14 protein-coding genes are annotated in these 16,905 nt (G+C 63.1%); 4 read left to right on the top strand and 10 right to left on the bottom strand.

The genetic code is table 11. The features are described from left to right. Positions 1-45: 45 nt before the first annotated feature. From treY to ABX74_RS26345, 3 genes are read right to left on the bottom strand one after another with little or no spacing between them, the layout of a single operon-like run. On the bottom strand, positions 46-2,403 hold the full coding sequence (gene treY, locus ABX74_RS26355; RefSeq protein WP_047890060.1) for a malto-oligosyltrehalose synthase: 2,358 nt from the start codon (positions 2,401-2,403) through the stop codon (positions 46-48). A 13-nt stretch (positions 2,404-2,416) separates the two neighbouring features. Continuing rightward, positions 2,417-4,756 carry a glycogen debranching protein GlgX gene (gene glgX / locus ABX74_RS26350; protein WP_047890059.1) on the bottom strand — a complete coding sequence of 780 codons (2,340 nt, stop codon included), beginning with the start codon at positions 4,754-4,756 and terminating at the stop codon, positions 2,417-2,419. Positions 4,757-4,813: 57 nt separating this feature from the next. Further along, on the bottom strand, positions 4,814-6,106 hold the full coding sequence (locus ABX74_RS26345; protein ID WP_047890058.1) for an adenosylmethionine--8-amino-7-oxononanoate transaminase: 1,293 nt from the start codon (positions 6,104-6,106) through the stop codon (positions 4,814-4,816). Positions 6,107-6,144: 38 nt separating this feature from the next. Between ABX74_RS26345 and ABX74_RS26340 the strand changes: the two genes are divergently transcribed. The 3 genes from ABX74_RS26340 (at position 6,145) to ABX74_RS26330 (ending at position 9,463) form a co-directional block, all read left to right on the top strand. Next, positions 6,145-7,290, top strand: coding sequence for an 8-amino-7-oxononanoate synthase (locus tag ABX74_RS26340; RefSeq protein ID WP_047890057.1), 1,146 nt, complete (start codon positions 6,145-6,147; stop codon positions 7,288-7,290). Beyond that, positions 7,287-7,970 carry a dethiobiotin synthase gene (gene bioD / locus ABX74_RS26335; RefSeq protein ID WP_047890056.1) on the top strand — a complete coding sequence of 228 codons (684 nt, stop codon included), beginning with the start codon at positions 7,287-7,289 and terminating at the stop codon, positions 7,968-7,970. Before ABX74_RS26340 ends, bioD begins: the two co-directional genes overlap by 4 nt. 80 nt (positions 7,971-8,050) lie before the next feature. After that, entirely contained in the window at positions 8,051-9,463 is a 1,413-nt protein-coding gene (locus ABX74_RS26330) for a GGDEF domain-containing protein (protein ID WP_223258018.1), read from the top strand. Positions 9,464-9,522: 59 nt separating this feature from the next. Here the strand turns inward: ABX74_RS26330 and ABX74_RS26325 are convergent, their stop codons facing one another. From ABX74_RS26325 to ABX74_RS30795, 7 genes are all read right to left on the bottom strand, one after another. Further along, positions 9,523-10,905: a tripartite tricarboxylate transporter permease gene (locus ABX74_RS26325; RefSeq protein ID WP_003941745.1), complete on the bottom strand. Its 1,383-nt coding sequence runs from the start codon at positions 10,903-10,905 to the stop codon at positions 9,523-9,525. Further along, positions 10,902-11,408: a hypothetical protein gene (locus tag ABX74_RS26320; protein WP_019748825.1), complete on the bottom strand. Its 507-nt coding sequence runs from the start codon at positions 11,406-11,408 to the stop codon at positions 10,902-10,904. The genes ABX74_RS26325 and ABX74_RS26320 overlap by 4 nt, the downstream gene beginning before the upstream one ends. A gap of 61 nt (positions 11,409-11,469) precedes the next feature. Next, complete coding sequence (locus ABX74_RS26315; protein WP_078377482.1) at positions 11,470-12,438, bottom strand: hydroxymethylglutaryl-CoA lyase; 969 nt, start codon at positions 12,436-12,438, stop codon at positions 11,470-11,472. A gap of 5 nt (positions 12,439-12,443) precedes the next feature. Then, positions 12,444-13,733 (bottom strand): hydroxymethylglutaryl-CoA reductase, degradative, encoded by a 1,290-nt coding sequence (locus tag ABX74_RS26310; protein WP_019748823.1) that lies wholly within the window; start codon positions 13,731-13,733, stop codon positions 12,444-12,446. Between the two features lie 106 nt (positions 13,734-13,839). After that, the gene (locus tag ABX74_RS26305) at positions 13,840-15,813 is read right to left on the bottom strand and encodes a helix-turn-helix domain-containing protein (protein ID WP_047890085.1); all 1,974 of its coding nucleotides are present in this window, start codon (positions 15,811-15,813) and stop codon (positions 13,840-13,842) included. Between the two features lie 10 nt (positions 15,814-15,823). Next, a complete protein-coding gene (locus ABX74_RS26300) occupies positions 15,824-16,339 on the bottom strand; it encodes a tail fiber domain-containing protein (RefSeq protein WP_144419599.1) in 516 nt (171 codons plus the stop codon). Further along, the gene (locus ABX74_RS30795; RefSeq protein ID WP_021333694.1) at positions 16,323-16,451 is read right to left on the bottom strand and encodes a hypothetical protein; all 129 of its coding nucleotides are present in this window, start codon (positions 16,449-16,451) and stop codon (positions 16,323-16,325) included. Before ABX74_RS30795 ends, ABX74_RS26300 begins: the two co-directional genes overlap by 17 nt. Before the next feature lie 288 nt (positions 16,452-16,739). Between ABX74_RS30795 and ABX74_RS30500 the strand changes: the two genes are divergently transcribed. Next, the gene (locus ABX74_RS30500; RefSeq protein ID WP_019748819.1) at positions 16,740-16,904 is read left to right on the top strand and encodes a hypothetical protein; all 165 of its coding nucleotides are present in this window, start codon (positions 16,740-16,742) and stop codon (positions 16,902-16,904) included. Position 16,905: the final 1 nt, after the last annotated feature.

Raw genomic sequence — 16,905 nt, 5'->3', positions numbered from 1 at the left:
GACGAAGTTCTTTTCGGGGGTGAATGTCCAGTCAGCGGAAACCGCTCAGCACACCCTGGTCAACAGGGCACATGGTCCGTCGGCGAAGACATCGCGCGCATCTGCGGACGTGACGGGTTGTCCGCTCAGCGCGTCGACCCATTCGCCTTCGGGAAGGTCGATTCGGGTGTCTCGCCAGCCGTGCGCCGATAGGCCGAGCGAATGTCGCGTCGCCAGAGCAACGACCATGGGCGGATCACCTGCCGGGCCGCGCGAGAAGCCGACCAGATGACCGGATCCGGAACCTGAAGCGAAGATGGGCCGGTACTCACCGTGATCGAACCACGAGGGGTTCTCCCGCCGCAGTGTCAGTGCCGTGCGAACGAGGTGCAACTTTGCGGTTCCTGTTGCGTCGATCGGCGCGGCGCCGGATTCGAGCAGTGATCGCCTCGTTCCGTAGTCGACAACGCGCCGGTTGTCCGGGTCGACCAGCGAGTCCTCCCACAGCTCCGTGCCCTGGTAGACGTCGGGAACTCCGGGCCCGAGGAGTTGGAGCAGCTTTTGGCCCAGAGAGTCCGCCCAGCCGTGACGCGCGATCCGGCCGACGAATTCGCTGACCGAATCAGCGACAGGACCGTCGATCACCTCGTCGATCCAGCGGTGCACTGCCGACTCGAAGCCGACGTCCGGATCGTTCCAGGAAGTCCTGGCGCCGGACTCGCGGACGGCTTTCTCCGCATAGGCGTGTAAACGCTCGCGCAGTTCTGGAACCGAGGACGCGGGGCGACCGTCGGCCGGCCACACGCCGATGATGTTCTGCCACAAGAACAATCCGGTCAGCGGATCAGGGCTGGGGCAGACGTTTTCCCAGTCGCGAATCAGCCGGGACCACAGGGTCGGCACCTGAGACACAACACCGATCCGTGCCCGCACGTCCTCGCCGCGTTTGGTGTCGTGAGTGGACAGACTCGTCATCGCCCGCGGCCACCGCTTCGCTCGGTCCGCGTTGTGGAGATGGAATTCGGCGACGGAGACGGCAAGTGATGCAGGGTTGCCGCCGACTTCCTGACGTGAGACCAGTCGCGCCGTCCGATAGAAGAGTCGATCTTCGACGGACTTCGCCATGACGGCGCCGCACACCTGCTGGAAGCGAACCGCCGCTTCACCGCCGTTCACCAGGGATTGCGCCAGCACGTTGAACGCCGCTTCATGCCCAGGCGCCAGTTCGTGCATGTCGCCGACGATACGAGCGGCCAAACCGGCGAGCGGACTGTAGTCGGATCGATAGACCGGCATCCGAGCGATCGCGACGACAACTGCGTCGTTCAGTTCGGTCTCACTGCAACGACTTCCGGTTTCGCGTCGGATTGCGCGCACGAGTCTGCGAACCTCGGGTGCAAGGTCACCGCGCCCGGTGTCGCGTTTGAACTGACGTTCGGTGTGATGCAACCACGTACTGTCCCCGTCGTCGCCGGTCAGATCTGCGGAGAGTTCGGTCAATTCGAGTTCGGCGGCGGGATCGACGAAAATGCCGCCCAGTTGATTGAGTGCGTCGTATCCGGTAGTGCCGTCGATCGGGAGCAGCGGATCGAGTGGTTCCGTATGGCCGAGGATCTTTTCGATCACGAGCCACTGATCTGGTCCGATCAGTTCCCGCAGGCGACAAAGGTACTCCGCCGGATCGGCGAGTCCGTCCGGGTGATCGATGCGAACGCCGTCGATCAGTCCTTCGTCGACCCACGACTTCAATTGCCGATGGCAGAGTTCGAAGACTTTGGGGTCCTCTTGGCGCAGTGCAGCGAGTTCGTTGACGGCAAAGAACCGTCGGTAGTTGATGATTCCGGCGTTCCACGGTACGAGTCGGTACGACTGCCTGGAGTGGACCTCCTGTGGAGATCCGGATTCGGTGCCGGAGGCGACAGGGAAGCGGTGCTCGTAGAACGCGAGAAGTGTTTCCTCACCGTCTTTCTCGACAGTCAGTGCGTCGAGATCGTCCTGGCTGCCCAGCACCGGGAGCGAGAGTTTGCCGTCGACTCCGTTGTCCTCGGCCCAATCGATGTCGAAGAAGTCCGCGTACTCCGACGACTGCCCGTGCGTGAGAACGTCCCACCACCAAGCATTTTCGCGAGGTTTGGCGACACCGACATGGTTGGGGACCAGATCGACGATCAGGCCCATCCCACGTGATCGAACCGCGCGCGATAACTCCACCAAAGCCTCGCGGCCACCAAGTCCTTCGGACACGGTCGTCGGATCGGTGACGTCGTAGCCGTGCGTCGACCCGGACGTCGCAGTGAGGATGGGGGAGAGATAAAGATGTGAGACCCCCAATGCCTCGAAGTAGTCCACCTGTGCGGCCGCATCACGAAGAGTGAATGCATCCGGTCGCAACTGCAGTCGGTAGGTGCTGGTTATCGGGGCCATGTGCACGTCTCCCTCAGGCGGTTCTGCGAAGTACCGTCAATGCTCGCGCTTTTACATCCAAAGTTGTTCCGGCCTTGATCACGGTATCGCTCTCACCAGTGGGGACCGAGGTGTCGAGTACGACGGTCCACTCCGACGCGTAGTCCGCGTTGGGGGTGGAGAATTCGAGATCTTCGTAGTGAGCGTTGAAACACAGGAGGAACGAATCTCCCGTGACACGCTCGCCGCGGTAGTTCGGTTCCGGGATCGCGTCGCCGTTGAGAAAGACGGCCAACGACTTACCGAAACCGCTGTCCCAGTCGGCCGGAGTCATCTCCTCGCCCGACGGCGTGAGCCAGGCGATGTCTCGGCCCTGATCGCCACTTCGAATGGGTCGGCCCTCGAAGAATCGACGACGCCGGAAGACCGGGTTCTTGGCGCGCAAGGCAATTGCGCGCTTGGTGAACTCGACGAGGTCCGCATTGGTTTCCGCGAGAGTCCAATCCATCCATGACAGTTCCGAATCCTGGCAGTAAACGTTGTTGTTACCCTGCTGAGTTCGGCCCATCTCGTCGCCGTGAGCAAGCATCGGGGTGCCCTGGCTGAGCATCAGCGTAGCCAGGATGTTTCGGCTCTGACGTCCACGCAGTTCGAGGATTTCGGGGTCGTCTGTGGGGCCTTCGACGCCGCAGTTCCAGGATCGGTTGTGCGATTCGCCGTCGTTGTTGTTCTCGCCGTTGGCTTCGTTGTGCTTCTCGTTGTACGAGACGAGGTCGTGCAGGGTGAAACCGTCGTGGGCGATGACAAAATTGATGCTCGCGCCGGGGCGACGTCCGGTCGCCTCGTAGAGATCAGAGGATCCGGTGAGGCGGGAAGCGAACTCGCCCAGCGTTGCCGGCTCACCACGCCAGTAGTCGCGGACGGTATCGCGGTACTTACCGTTCCATTCGGTCCACAGGCCTGGGAAGTTGCCGACCTGGTAACCGCCTTCGCCGACGTCCCACGGTTCGGCGATCAGTTTCACCTGACTGACGATCGGATCCTGTTGCACCAGATCGAAGAAGGCGGAAAGGCGGTCCACGTCGTGCAGTTCACGGGCGAGTGTGGAGGCCAGGTCGAAGCGGAAACCGTCGACATGCATTTCGGTGACCCAGTACCGCAGCGAGTCCATGATCAATTGCAGGGTGTGCGGATGACGGGCATTGAGGCTGTTGCCCGTTCCGGTGTAGTCCATGTAGTGCGCTTCGTCGCCGTCGACCAGTCGGTAGTAGGCGGCGTTGTCGATTCCGCGGAAGCTGATGGTCGGCCCCATGTGGTTGCCCTCGGCGGTGTGGTTGTAGACCACGTCGAGGATCACCTCGATACCCGCCTGGTGGAAACTGCGCACCATTGCCTTGAATTCCGCCACGGCCGCATCGGGTTTGGCGGCCGAGGAGTAGTCGGTATGTGGAGCAAGAAAGCCGAAGGTGTTGTAGCCCCAGTAGTTTCGCAGTCCCTGATCGAGCAGCACCTGGTCGTGCATGAACTGATGGACCGGCATCAGTTCGATCGCCGTGACACCCAGATTGGTGAGGTGCTCGATGATCACCGGATGCGCGAGTCCGGCGTAAGTGCCGCGCAATTCCTCCGGAACTCCGGGGTGCGTCGCGGTCATACCCTTGACGTGCGCTTCGTAGATGACCGTCTCGTGGTACGGACGCTTCGGCGAGCGGTCGGACGCCCAGTCGAAGAACGGATTGATGACGACGGTCGACATCGTGTGACCGAGCGAATCATGTTGGGGGAAAGGGATGGTAGCGGGTTCGTCGACGAGCGGTTCGGGATCGAAGGGTTCGGGCTCGAGGCTCTCGTCCGATTCCTGATCGTCCGTGGGTGACTCGTCTTCGAGGCCCACCTCGCCCGATTCGGCCTCCGAACTCGTTTCGTCGGTGGCTTCTTCCGGCTCCACGGCAGGAGTTTCGTCGTCTCCAACAGGTTCGGGGTCCGCCGCCGACTCGACGTCGTACGAGAACAGTGAACGATCTCCGTCGAAGTCTCCGTCGAACGCTTTTCCGTACGGGTCCAGCAGGAGTTTGCTCGGATCGCAGCGCAGACCTGCAGCCGGATCGTACGGCCCGTGCACGCGGTAGCCGTATCGCTGGCCGGGGGACACGGACGGAAGGTACGCATGCCAGACGTAACCGTCGACCTCGTCCATCCGAATGCGGGTTTCGGTGCCGTCCTTGGCGATCAGGCACAGTTCGACGGCTTCGGCGACCTCGGAGAAGAGCGAGAAATTGGTCCCCGCGCCGTCGTAGGTGGCACCGAGTGGGTACGCACTGCCAGGCCATACCGGGATGGGAGTGGCTGAGGGCGCGCTCGGCGGTTGATCCATGAATCAGACCCTATCGGGTGCAGCCGATCGAATCTTGTCGACTGTCTACGCCGCTGATCACCGTTTCGCCTGGCTGCGGGCGGTTGCAAGCATTCCGGCTGTGATCTGTTCCACCTCCGCGTCCGAACACAGGTACGGAGGCATCGCGTACACCAGGTTGCGGAACGGTCGAAGCCAGACCCCGGCGTCGACGGCCGCATCGGTGGCGCTCTGCATCTCGACCGGCTGCTCGAGTTCGATCACCCCGATTCCGCCTTTGACTCGAACGTCCACCACCCCGGGAATTGTGACGGCTTCGGCGAGGCCGCGAGCGAGGCTACGTTCGAGGGTTGCGACGTCACGCCGCCAGTCCATTGCGAGCAGAAGTTCGGTCGACGCGACCGCGACAGCGCACGCGAGTGGATTGCCCATGAAGGTGGGGCCGTGCATCAGTCCGCCGCCCTCGCCGGCAGTGATGGTCTCTGCGATCTCCGTGGTGCACAGCGTTGCCGCCAGACTCATGTACCCGCCGGTCAGTGCCTTGCCGACGCACATGACGTCGGGACTGACGCCGGCATGATCGGCGGCGAACAGTTCACCGGTGCGTCCGAATCCGGTCGCGATCTCGTCGAAGACCAGGAGGACTTGGTATTTGTCGCAGAGGTTACGGAGGTCGATCAGGTATGCGGGGTCGTGGAAACGCATTCCGCCGGCGCCTTGGACTACCGGTTCGACGATCACCGCGGCCAACTCGTCGTGATGCTCGGCCAGCAGCGTTTCCAACTCCTGCACGTATTCGGGGAGATAGTCCGCCGGGGGAGTCTGCGCGAAGACCTGAGGGCGAAGGACGTCGGTCCAGAGAGAGTGCATGCCGCCGTCGGGGTCGCAGACGCTCATGGGGGTGAATGTGTCGCCGTGATATCCACCGCGCCAGGTCATCAAACGATTCTTCGACGGTTTTCCGAGGCTCCGCCAGTACTGCAGGCACATCTTGACTGCTACTTCGACGGCCACCGAACCGGAGTCGGAGAGGAACACCTTGTCGAGGTGAGGTGGTGTGATGTCGACGAGCAGTCGCCCGAGGCGAGCGGCGGGTTCGTGCGTCAGTCCGCCGAACATGACATGACTCATCTTGCCCAGCTGCCGTGCAGCAGCAGTGTCGAGCACGGGATTGCGGTATCCGTGAATGGCGGCCCACCACGAGCTCATTCCGTCGACCAATCGGCGGCCGTCGGAGAGCGTGAGGGTAGCCCCCTGGGCAGAGTCGACGATCAGCGGACGAGTCGACGCGGGAAATGATCCGTACGGATGCCAGAGGACATCGGCATCGATGGCGGAGACGTCATGGGGATCAAGTCCGGTTGTGAGCACGGATGCACCCTAACCATTGAGTTGAACGGTGTTCAAGTATGGTCGGAAAAGTGAACACCTCGCTGAATTGGCTCACTGCCGTCGAAGCGGACCGTAGGGCCGCTGGACTGCGCCGCGAACTCCGTCCTCGCACGGTCGACTCCCCGTTGATCGACCTGGCGTCGAACGATTACCTCGGACTCGTGCGGCACCCCGACGTGATCGAGGGTGCAACGGCGGCTCTGCGCCGTTGGGGCGCGGGCGCCACGGGTTCGCGTCTGGTCACCGGCACCACCACCGAACACGAACTGCTCGAAGTCGAACTGGCCGAGTTCGTCGGGGCGGACTCCGGACTGGTCTTCTCTTCCGGCTATACAGCCAATCTCGGCGCGGTGACGGCGCTCTCGGGTCCCGGATCGTTGATCGTCTCCGATGCGGGATCGCATGCCTCACTCGTGGATGCCTGCCGCCTGTCACGTGCCCGGGTTGCGGTAGCTCCGCATTCGGACGTGAGCTTTCTCGCCGACACGTTGCGCAGCAGAGTGGAAGAGCGAGCGCTGGTCGTCACGGATTCGGTCTTCAGCGCCGACGGAGACCTCGCGCCGCTGCGGGAGATGCATCAGGTGTGCCGCGAGTACGGGGCGATCCTGCTGGTCGACGAGGCGCATGGCATCGGTGTGCGCGGTGCCGGTGGACGTGGACTCGTCCACGAGTCGGGCCTGGCGGGTGAACCCGACGTCGTCGTGACGGCAACGCTGTCCAAGTCGCTCGCCAGCCAGGGCGGAGTTGTGCTCGGCGACAACAAGATTCGCGCGCATCTCATCGACGCGGCAAGAACGTTCATCTTCGACACCGGTCTCGCTCCCGCCGCTGTCGGCGCGGCCAGAGCTGCACTCGCCGTACTCCAGCGCGAGCCGACGCGAGCGCTCGACGTCCTGGCCCGGGCATCCGAACTCGCCGACGTCACCGGTGCACCGTCGCCTGAATCTGCTGTCGTCTCGGTCGTTCTCGGCGATCCGCAACGGGCGTTCGATGCCGCGTCGGCGTGCCGGGATCAGGGGTTGCATGTCGGTTGCTTCCGCCCGCCGTCGGTTCCGGAAGGAACGTCACGGCTGCGTCTGACCGCACGAGCGACGCTGTCCGCATCCGAGATGGAGCAGATCGCTCTCGTACTGCGCGAAGTATTGGCCGGAGCCCGAGCATGAGCATTTTCCTGGTGACCGGAACGTCGACCGACGTCGGAAAAACAGTGGTGACAGCCGCATTGGCATCGGTGGCCTTGCAGTCGGGCAAGTCGGTTGCAGTGCTCAAACCGGCCCAGACCGGCGTCGACGTGGACGGTGCGGGTGATCTGGCCGAGATCGAGCGTCTGACCGGGGGCGGCGTGACGCTGGTCGAGTTGGCGCGGTATCCCGAACCTTTGGCGCCGGATACTGCTGCACGTAGAAGTGGTCTGCCGTTGTTGGAGCTCGACGACGTAGTCCGAGTTGCTCGCGACCTGGACACCACCCACGACTTGACCCTGATCGAAGGTGCCGGCGGCTTGTTGGTTCGGTTGGGGGTGGACGGGTTCACCGCGCGCGATCTCGCCGCAGCTCTGGCAGCACCGGTAGTGCTGGTGGTTGCGTCCGGCCTGGGCACGCTAAATCACACCGCTCTGACCGTGGAAGCGCTGGGTGCATCCGGTGTGGAATGCGCCGGGTTGGTGATCGGTTCGTGGCCGCAGGAACCGGACCTCGCCGAGAGATGCAATCGCGAGGATCTTGTCTCGGTCAGTGGTGTTCCCCTTCTCGCGTTGATGCCTGCGGGAAGTGGCAGCAAGAGTGTCCAAGAGTTTGCTCAGACCGCTTGGGGCGCGCTCGGTACGTCTCCTTTGGCCAACTGACGCCGTAACATCCGATTTGTCTGCATCGATAGCCAAGGCACAGTGGGGCGAATTGTGAGTAGGTCAGCCGAATGTAGGTGGTGAGCACGGTCGAAAAGTCGTTGTCGTCATCGGCCGTACGTCGCGCACTGCTTATCGGCGTAGTCGTCTTCGCCTCGTGCCTGGTCGGAATTCTGAGCCGCCTACCGGGCACGCTTGCTGTCTTCTGGCCGGCCAATGCGCTGCTTCTCGGGATTCTCTTTCGATCGCCGCGCTCGGCCACACCGCTCACCTGGATCTGCGCTGCAGCCGGCTACGTTGGAGCCGACCTCATCACGGGCGGGGCGTGGGAGTCCACGGTGTGGCTCAACGCGGCCAACATCGTCGGTGTTGCGAGTGGCTTTTACGCCTTCCGCTGGGTGGGCGGCGACGATCGTCGACTGACCAGTATTCAGTCCGTCGGCTATCTCGTGTCGATGACTGTCGTGGCCGCGTCGATGGCGGCGCTCGTGGGCGGAATCGCGAACCGCGTGCTGTTCGGCGGGCAGTGGTGGGACGGCTGGTTGCTCTGGTTCTCGAGTGAGTTCGTCAACTACATGACCATCGTCCCGTTGGTGCTGAGTTTCCCTTCGCTTCGGTGGGTGGATCGAGACCCGAAAGCTGTTGCCACACTTCTGCGTCGATCAGTTGTTCCGACAGCGCTGCTGGCCATCTGCATCATCTTGGAGTGGGTGATCGGCGGCGCCGGAGCGATCGCGTTTGCCATGCCGGCGCTGGTGACTGCCGCTTTGCTCACCAATGTCTTTGTCACGTCGGTGCTCACCGCCGCATCAACTGCCTGGACGTTGGTACTGACGGCCGACGGGCATCTCGGATTGTCCAGCGAAGGCGTCTCGCCCGTCAGTGCGTCCGTCCAGATCGGATTGTCGTTGCTGGCGGTAGCGCCGATCGCGGTGGCGTGTGTGATCCTCGAGCGCCGCCGCGCGCTCGAGGCACTCACACAGGCCGTCACCCACGACGATCTCACCGGTGCGTTGCGCCGGGACGAGTTCTTGCGGCGAGGCGGCAGCGTGACGGGTGCGCCCGATCCGCGTCGCCACTCTGGTCGCCCGGTGAGCGTCCTGATGATGGATCTGGATCACTTCAAGATGGTGAACGACAACCTCGGCCATCGCGCCGGCGATACCGCGTTGGTGAGTTTTGCCGATCAGGTGCGGCGGAACCTCGATGACAAGCATCTCTTCGCCCGGTTGGGCGGTGAGGAGTTCGTCGTACTGATGGCCGGCGTCGATCTCGAGGGTGCGACCGAAACGGCCGAGATGATTCGACGCGCACAAGCGGAGAATTCGTCGGCGGTATTGGGTGAACTCGGGCCGACGGTCAGCATCGGCGTCGCATGTTCACCCCACGGCGACGCAGACCTGACGCAATTGGTCGATTGCGCTGACGAGGCGTTGTACCGAGCGAAGAAGCTGGACCGGAATCGAACCGTGGCTCTCACGGTCGGTAGCTGAGAAAACACGTGCGGACCCACATTCTTGCGGGTCCGCACGTGTTGGTGGAATCCAGCGAATCAGAACAGATTGATCAGGGCAGGAACGCTGAACAGCGCCACGTAGTAACCCATGAACAGAACACCGCCGTGAATCTTGAACAGGCGCCCGAGAAGGCCACCGACCAGGCCGACCGTCACGGTGATCAGAAGCCCGAGGATGCCGCCCTCCCAGATGCTGATGACCACAACCAGTCCCGTGAACACCGCGATCACAGCTTCGTGACTGATGTGCTTGACCACCGCTGACGCAGCGCGGTACGCGTAGTTCATGGCAAACGGGTACGCGATGACCGTTGCCGTGACCACTGCGAGCAGTCCGTAGAGCAGGAACTCCCACTGCGTCAGGTACGTGGAGAGATTGTTGATCACTCCGGTTTCCTGATTGGTCTCGAAGACCGGCGGAGCGTTGAACAGAGGGGCCGCGGGACCTGCTGCCAGCGGGCTGAGCGGAAGGCCGAAGGCCACGAGAGGGATGAGGGTTTCCGCGATGTAGGTGGATTCCGTCGTACCGTTCTTTGCCGAGACCATGGTGGTCAGTCGGTGATATCCGTTCTTGATCCGCGCACCTACCAGCTCACCCATCAGAACTGTCATGGCGACGGGGCTGAAAACGAACGTTGCGCTCGACACCGTGGAAGCGGCTGCGGTGTAACCGATCTGCTTGCGATCGAGGACCTTCAGAGGATTGGGGAAGTATCCCTTCCATCCTTTGATGTCCGGGGCCAGTGCGACGGTCTTGGGTTCGCTGCGTTCCATGTCCTTGCGGCTCGACGGCCCCAGGGTCAGCGCGAGGTCGGCGATCAGCGGCCCGACCGCAATGGCCAGGAAGTAGCTGATGTTCAGCGACACATCGTAATTCGACGTCAACGCGCGGGCACCGAGGATCAAGATGACAAACGGAACGAGGGCGACCACCCCGGCCCAACGGCCTGGTGAGGCATAGGCGATGCCGATGGCGGCGACCAGGAACAGCCACGGTGCGATCGACTGAACGGTGTCGGCGAACGGCGCGAGGATGGTCGCGAACAGAACGGCAACCGGCACGGCGACGAACGCCGAGATCACTGCTCCCGAGATCGCCTTGCGGAGTGCGATGTGCGGGATGCCGAGTGAGCGCATCATCTGCGCTTCCGGCAAGAGCGGAATCGCCATCGTGTCGCCGGGAATGCCCAGCAGCATCGTCGGCACCGCATGCGTCATGTGTTTGGCGATCGCACCGGAGAGGAAGAACGTGAAGACTGCCGCCGGGGGAGCGCCGAGCAGAATCACGAGCAGAGTCAGCGGTGCGATGGTGGCGGTCTCGTCCGTGCCGGAGATCAATCCGATGAACGTGAACGCGACAGCACCGATGATGCCGAAGAGAACGGCGATGAGAATTTCGTTGGTCAGAACCGAACTCATGCGCGCCCACCGTCCTTCGGCGGGTTCGAGGGCGATGTCTTCGAGGCCTGTGCGTGCTCGGCCTCGGCAGCGGCGAAGTGGTCGTACAGACCGAGTTCGCGAAGTTCCTGTCGACTCTGCTCCGGAATGTCGGCGAGAGTGCCCAGACCCTGACGCTGCTCACTCATCGTCGTGATGACACCGTCGATCGACTCCGCGTCGGCGGCGGCCAAGGCGACTATCCGCTTCGGCTTGATGAAGATTCCGCAGACGACGCCGGCGAGCAGGCAGGCCGCGATCCCGACCAGCAGGCTGTACGCCTGGGCCAACGACGGTTCGCTGACGACCCGTTCGAACAGCGACTGGGCCGCAAGCAGAGCCGAGGCGCCCACGACACTGCCGACTGCGACGGAGATCGCGAGGTGTCGACCGTTGACAGTGTCGCCCCAGACTTCGAGGTATGTCTGCTGATCGGTCGGCGCGGTTGTGGTGGTCGGCGTCGTTGCCGACTGCGGTGGTGACATCAGTCTTCTCCAGTGTCATGCATGGCAGGGGGTCGTACAGGGAGGGGCTTGCGTGCGAGTGTCAGGTACGTGCTGCGCGGAGGGCGGTGACGACTCGGGACGGACTCGAGTGTCCGATCTGTTCGGCCATCCAACTACTTGTGTCGGTAAGGGAATCCAGGTCGATGCCGGTGTCGATCCCGAGGCCGTGGAGCATCCACACCAGGTCCTCGGTGGCGAGATTCCCGGTCGCGCCCTTGGCGTACGGGCACCGTCCGAGACCACCTGCGGAACTGTCGAATTCGGATACTCCAGCGGTCAATGACGCATAGACGTTCGACAGCGCCTGGCCGTAGGTGTCGTGAAAGTGCATGGCGATCTGCGATGTAGGGATGCCACGTTCTCGGAGGGCGTCGAGTAAGGCGAGCACATGGCCAGGTGTGCCGACGCCGATGGTGTCGCCGAGTGAGAGTGACGTGACACCGCTGTCGACCAGGGTCTTCGCGATGTCGGCGACACGTTCGACGGGCACAGTGCCTTCCCAAGGGTCGCCGAAGCACATCGAGATGTAGCCGCGGACGGGAAGTCCCAGAGCTCTTGCGGCGGCAGTGACCTCGGTGGCCGCGGCTATAGCGCCGTCCACCGTCGAGTTGAGGTTTCGTTTCGCGAATTCCTCTGTAGCGCTGACGAACACTGCAACTTCGCGCGCTCCGGCGGCAACGGCCCGCTCGAGACCCCTACGGTTCGGGACAAGAACGACCGTACGTACCGAGTCCGGCAGGTGCAGCCGATCCATCAATTCTTCCGCGTCCGCGAGTTGCGGGATCCATCGAGGTGAGACGAAGCTCGTCAATTCGACTGTGCGGGAACCGGCCGCGACGAGGCGTTCGATGAACTGGGCTTTCGTCTCGGTCGGGATCACCGCCGTCTCTGCTTGAAGTCCGTCGCGTGGCCCGACTTCGTAGATCCGGACCGAGGTCGGTAGTCCCGGCGCCGGCACTCGATGAGGCGCCGGCTTCCACACTGGTGATCCTGCAACTGTTTCGGTCATTGTCGTCAGTTTCCGCCGCGGATCTCGGCGAGAACCTTCTCGGCATGTTCGACGCGAATGCTCTTGTCCGCGATCAGGCGTGCGACCACGGCGTCGATCTCGCTCCTCTGCGCTCCGGCGGTGGCAGCGATGTTGCGGGCGTGCAGTCCCATGTGTCCGCGTTGGACACCTTCACTGGCCAGAACGCGGACAGCGGCCAGGTTCTGCGCCAGACCGACTGCCAGGATGATGCCGGCGAGTTCCTCGGCGCTCTCGACGCCGAGCATCTTGATTGCGGCCTGCGCTACGGGGTGCACTTTGGTGGCCCCGCCGACGAGGCCGACCGGCATGGGCAGCTCGAGGGTGCCGACGATGTTTCCGTCGGCATTCTTCTCGAAATGCGAGAGCGAGGAGTAGATTCCGTCGGCGTTGACTGCATGGGAGTGGCATCCGGCTTCGACTGCGCGCGTGTCATTTCCGGTCGCCAGCACTACGGCGCTGATGCCGTTCATGATGCCCTTGTTGTGCGTCGCGGCGCGGTAGGGATCCAGCTCCGCCAAGCGCGCGGCATGGATCAGGTTGTCCACAACCACTGCGCCGCCGATCAATTCGGCGTCGAACACGGCGCGAACGCGCGTCAGCCGCAGATCGGCCTTGTTGGTGAGAATGCGCAGGACGACGTGTCCGCCGCCGATCTCGGCGACTCGATCCGCGATTGCCTCGGCCATCGTGTTGACGGCGTTGGCGCCCATGGCATCTCGTACGTCGACATGAAGATGGAGGACCACGTAGGTGGCCTTGCCCGAAGGGACGATGCGAACCGAAATGTCCTTCACGCCACCGCCGACGCTGACCAGCTTCGGGTCCTGCTCGTTGGCGAGTGCAATGATTTCCTCGCGAGCCTCGAGGAGTCGGATTCGGGCGGCCGCCGGATCCACGACGTCGACGAGTTGTATCTGGGCCTGCATGATCGGCGGGGTGCTCGAGACGTGAAAGCCGCCGAGTCCGCGTGCGATGCGGGCAGCGTTACTCGCGGCTGCGACTACCGACGGCTCCTCGGTGGCGAGAGGGATCAGGTAGTCCGTGCCGTTGATCGTGAAGTTGGTGGCGACGCCGACCGGGATGCCGATGACGCCGACTACGTTCTCGACCATGCGATCGGCCTGATCGATGGTGAGACCGTCGGCAGCGTCGTAGACCGCGATGTCTGCTTCGGTCAGGTCCGTCTGGCGGACGATCTCGGCGCGCCGTGCGGCGACATCGTAGGACCGGAAATTGGCGATACGGCTATTGATAGACGGGCTGTTGATTGACACGGGGGGTGGTCCTCCTGAAGTGATTCTGTGCTCCGCTTCACAGTAGGGAGGTTGATGCTTGCCAGGCCACGTGCTCAGGGCACATTGATCGGTCGAAATTGTAGTGTCATGCACCACCGTCTCTGTCGACGGTCTCGCCCTCGGCCTCTTCGGCGCCCACTTGCCGAAGCTCGTCGAGCCTCGTCGCCATGGACACCCGAAAGAAGTTCTCGTCTTCACGCCACGAGTGACCGAGGAGCGTGCGGATGCGCTCGAGACGCTGAATGACGGTGTTCGGGTGATAGTTGAGGGCGCGGGCAGCCTTGGTCGGGCTTCCTTCGTTGCGCACGAGGGCGCGCAGGGTCGCAGTGAGATCGGTGTCCTTGTCGCGGTCGTAGGCGAGTACCGGGCCGATCACGTCATCGATGAACTGATGAAGTGATTCCGGATTTTCGCCGAACAGAACGGTGTACGGCAGATACGACGCCGTCGTGACCGCGCCGTCGGTCTTGCCCAACGCCGAGAGCAGGCGAGCAGTACGCAGGGCAGAGGTGAAGCGCGCCGGGAGGTCTTCGGGACGCTCCGCCGTTGCCGGCGCAATCACCACGGCGTGAGGTCCCACCGAACCGGTGATCTGGCGGTGAACGACGGTTGCCGCGGCTGCCGGGTTCCCCGAGCGCGAGACCACCGCGATCAATCCGGCGTGCTGCGACGCCAAAGCCCCGACCGGCAAACTCTGCCCGATTGTGCGGAGCGCAGCGGTGCGGAGTTCCGGAGCAACCGACACCACGAGGACGGTATCGAGTTCGCCGAGGGAGATGCCGAGGTTGCGGGTCCGACGTTCGAGATCGCGCCTGCGCTCGGGCGCAGTGCTCAACAGATCGGCGACCAGTTCGTCACGTGCGCGCCGATCCGCTGCTGCCGCCGCCGTGTGTTGCAACACGAGGATCGCAGTAACCTGAGCGGCCCGTTCCACGGTCCTGAGTTCGACAGGTCCGATCGGCGCGTCCGAACGATTCAGCAAGATGGCCCCGAGGAATGATTCGCCGGCGGTGATGGCGCTGACGAGTTGGATCACGGTTTCACCGTCATCGGCGACAAACGTGCATCGGCCGCTTCGGCGACTCTGGTCGATGGCCTCGGACACGGCGCGAGGTAGAGACAACGGCACCGTCGTGATCTGCTCGCCCGAGGATTTGACCAGAGGGCGTAGCTCACTGTCGACCACGACGGTGCCGCGCTCGAGTGCGCTGCTGAGGGTTCGTGCAACCTGGGCGTATCCGCCGCCACGGAGAACGGCGTGGATCAGATCCTGGTGGACGATGTTCGACTTGTCGCGCGCGGACACGTGCTCCCGCAGTTCGTCGAGTGCTCGCCCGGTCTCGGCGGCGGATTCCTCGGCGCGGTCGAGCGCCCGCGCGGTTTGCAGGACCACCGAGGCATGATCCGCCAGCGCCGAGAGCAGGGCTATCTGATCGGCAGTAAATCGTCGTTCCCGGCGGTCGGCGGCAAACAGGACTCCGAGGATCTGGCCGTCCGAGAGCATCGGCACGCCGAGAATCGCCACCAGACCTTCGGCGACTATCGCGGCGTCGACCACCTCGTCGTGACGCGACTGCGTGTAGTCGCTGTAGTTCTGAACCCATTGGGCTGCTCGAGATTCGGCAATCGCACTGACCAGTCCCGCGCCGGCGGGAACCTGTAGATGCTGTAGCTCCGGCGAGACGGCGCCTGCTGTCTTTCGAACATTCAGATCTCTGGTGACCACATCGAACTCGGAGAGGTACGTGACGTCGGTGCCCATGATGTCGTGTGCTCGGTTGACGAGTCGCTGGAGCAGAGTGTCCACGTCGCGAACTTGCGCGAGTTCACGCGCACTCGAGTAGAGGACCGCCAATTCGTTCTCGCGACGGCGCAGTCGGCGAAATTCCGACCGACTGGCCCGGATGCGGGCCGCGGTCTGCGTGATCTCCGTTGCGCCGAGGCCGAATTCGGAAAGTACCTGTTCGACATGTTCGTCACCGACGGAGTCGGACGTCACGTCGAACAGCGCGGCAATCTCGTTGGGTTCCGAGTCGGAGTCTGAATCAGGGGCGGTCACACCGAACAAACTACAGACCTGCGGACCTACCGGACTCGTCGAGCGGCGGGGGTGTGTGACTGTTGTTGACCTTTAATGCATTTCGATCCGTGCCCGTGCCTCCTAGTTCTTCGTGCAGTCTGCCCATGTCCTTCTCGAGCGCGCTGACCTTTGTCTCGAGGGCGAGAACTTTGCGGTTCAATGCTTGGATGCTCGCCATGCAGACGCCGTTTGCATCGACGGCCGAGATCCGACGGGTGTTGGATCCCAGGCCGAAGACTGCGGCAAAATCCTGTGCCATCGGTCCGAGATGACGGATCGACTTGTGGTCGAAACCGTAACTCCACGTGCTGATTCGGAGAGCCGTCAACCGGTCGAGCACGTCCTGGGCGCTGGTGGGAACGGCTGCGTCTGTGTCCACGCCGCGGCGACGTGTGGCGTGCGAGAGCACCCACTGCGCGGGGTGGCGCATCGCCGCGTTGATCCGAGTGCTGACCCGAGTGTCCAAATAGTCAGTGCGCTCGCCCTCGTCAGGCGGTGAGGTCACGTCGCGCAGTTTTGACGGTCTTGTCGCTCAGCAGAATTCCCGCTCCCGCGCCCAGTAGTCCGAGGCCGATTCCGACAGCAGCGCTGCCGAGGCCCAAAGCAATTCCCAACATGATTCCTCCAAAAATTGTGCGGTGAATTGAGGGGCCAGGTGTCCGACGAAAGTGCTGCCGACCTGCTCCGCGCTCATCTTTCACATTGCTCCGCCGTGCGGGCGATGACAACCCGTCTGGACCGAATTTCTCGTGGAAAACACAGGCGTGCAACACTGGGTCAAGAACTGCTGGGTCATCGGCGCCTTGTCGGCGCCGTACGGGCGGCAGTAATCAAGTAGCCATCGACCGATCTCTAACGCAGGTTTATCTGCGCGCGGCAACGATGACCAGGCAAAAGGGTGGCATGTGAACGAATCGAGCAATGGCTTGTTTTCCGACCTCAGCGCGTCGGAGCCCGTTGTCGACGCAAAAAGCGCCGAGCAACTGGCGGCCGAGCGTGAAACTGCGGCAGCAGAACGCTCCAACACCGACACCGCTGAACAGCGGCAGTCACAGCTGTTCAGCGGTTAAG

The sequence above is a fragment of the Rhodococcus sp. ARP2 genome (assembly GCF_001029585.1).
In the GTDB taxonomy this organism is placed as follows: domain Bacteria; phylum Actinomycetota; class Actinomycetes; order Mycobacteriales; family Mycobacteriaceae; genus Rhodococcus_F; species Rhodococcus_F erythropolis.
Note: the sequence above shows the minus strand (reverse complement) of the source record. Positions and strands in the feature narration are given on the sequence as shown.

What these genes read in the sequence shown, in the direction of transcription:
- treY (WP_047890060.1), bottom strand. Translation starts at nt 2,403, where the DNA reads ATGGCCCCGATAACCAGCACCTACCGACTGCAGTTGCGACCGGATGCA.
- glgX (WP_047890059.1), bottom strand. Translation starts at nt 4,756, where the DNA reads ATGGATCAACCGCCGAGCGCGCCCTCAGCCACTCCCATCCCGGTATGG.
- ABX74_RS26340 (WP_047890057.1), top strand. Translation starts at nt 6,145, where the DNA reads ATGGTCGGAAAAGTGAACACCTCGCTGAATTGGCTCACTGCCGTCGAA.
- bioD (WP_047890056.1), top strand. Translation starts at nt 7,287, where the DNA reads ATGAGCATTTTCCTGGTGACCGGAACGTCGACCGACGTCGGAAAAACA.
- ABX74_RS26325 (WP_003941745.1), bottom strand. Translation starts at nt 10,905, where the DNA reads ATGAGTTCGGTTCTGACCAACGAAATTCTCATCGCCGTTCTCTTCGGC.
- ABX74_RS26320 (WP_019748825.1), bottom strand. Translation starts at nt 11,408, where the DNA reads ATGTCACCACCGCAGTCGGCAACGACGCCGACCACCACAACCGCGCCG.
- ABX74_RS26315 (WP_078377482.1), bottom strand. Translation starts at nt 12,438, where the DNA reads ATGACCGAAACAGTTGCAGGATCACCAGTGTGGAAGCCGGCGCCTCAT.
- ABX74_RS30795 (WP_021333694.1), bottom strand. Translation starts at nt 16,451, where the DNA reads ATGTTGGGAATTGCTTTGGGCCTCGGCAGCGCTGCTGTCGGAATCGGC.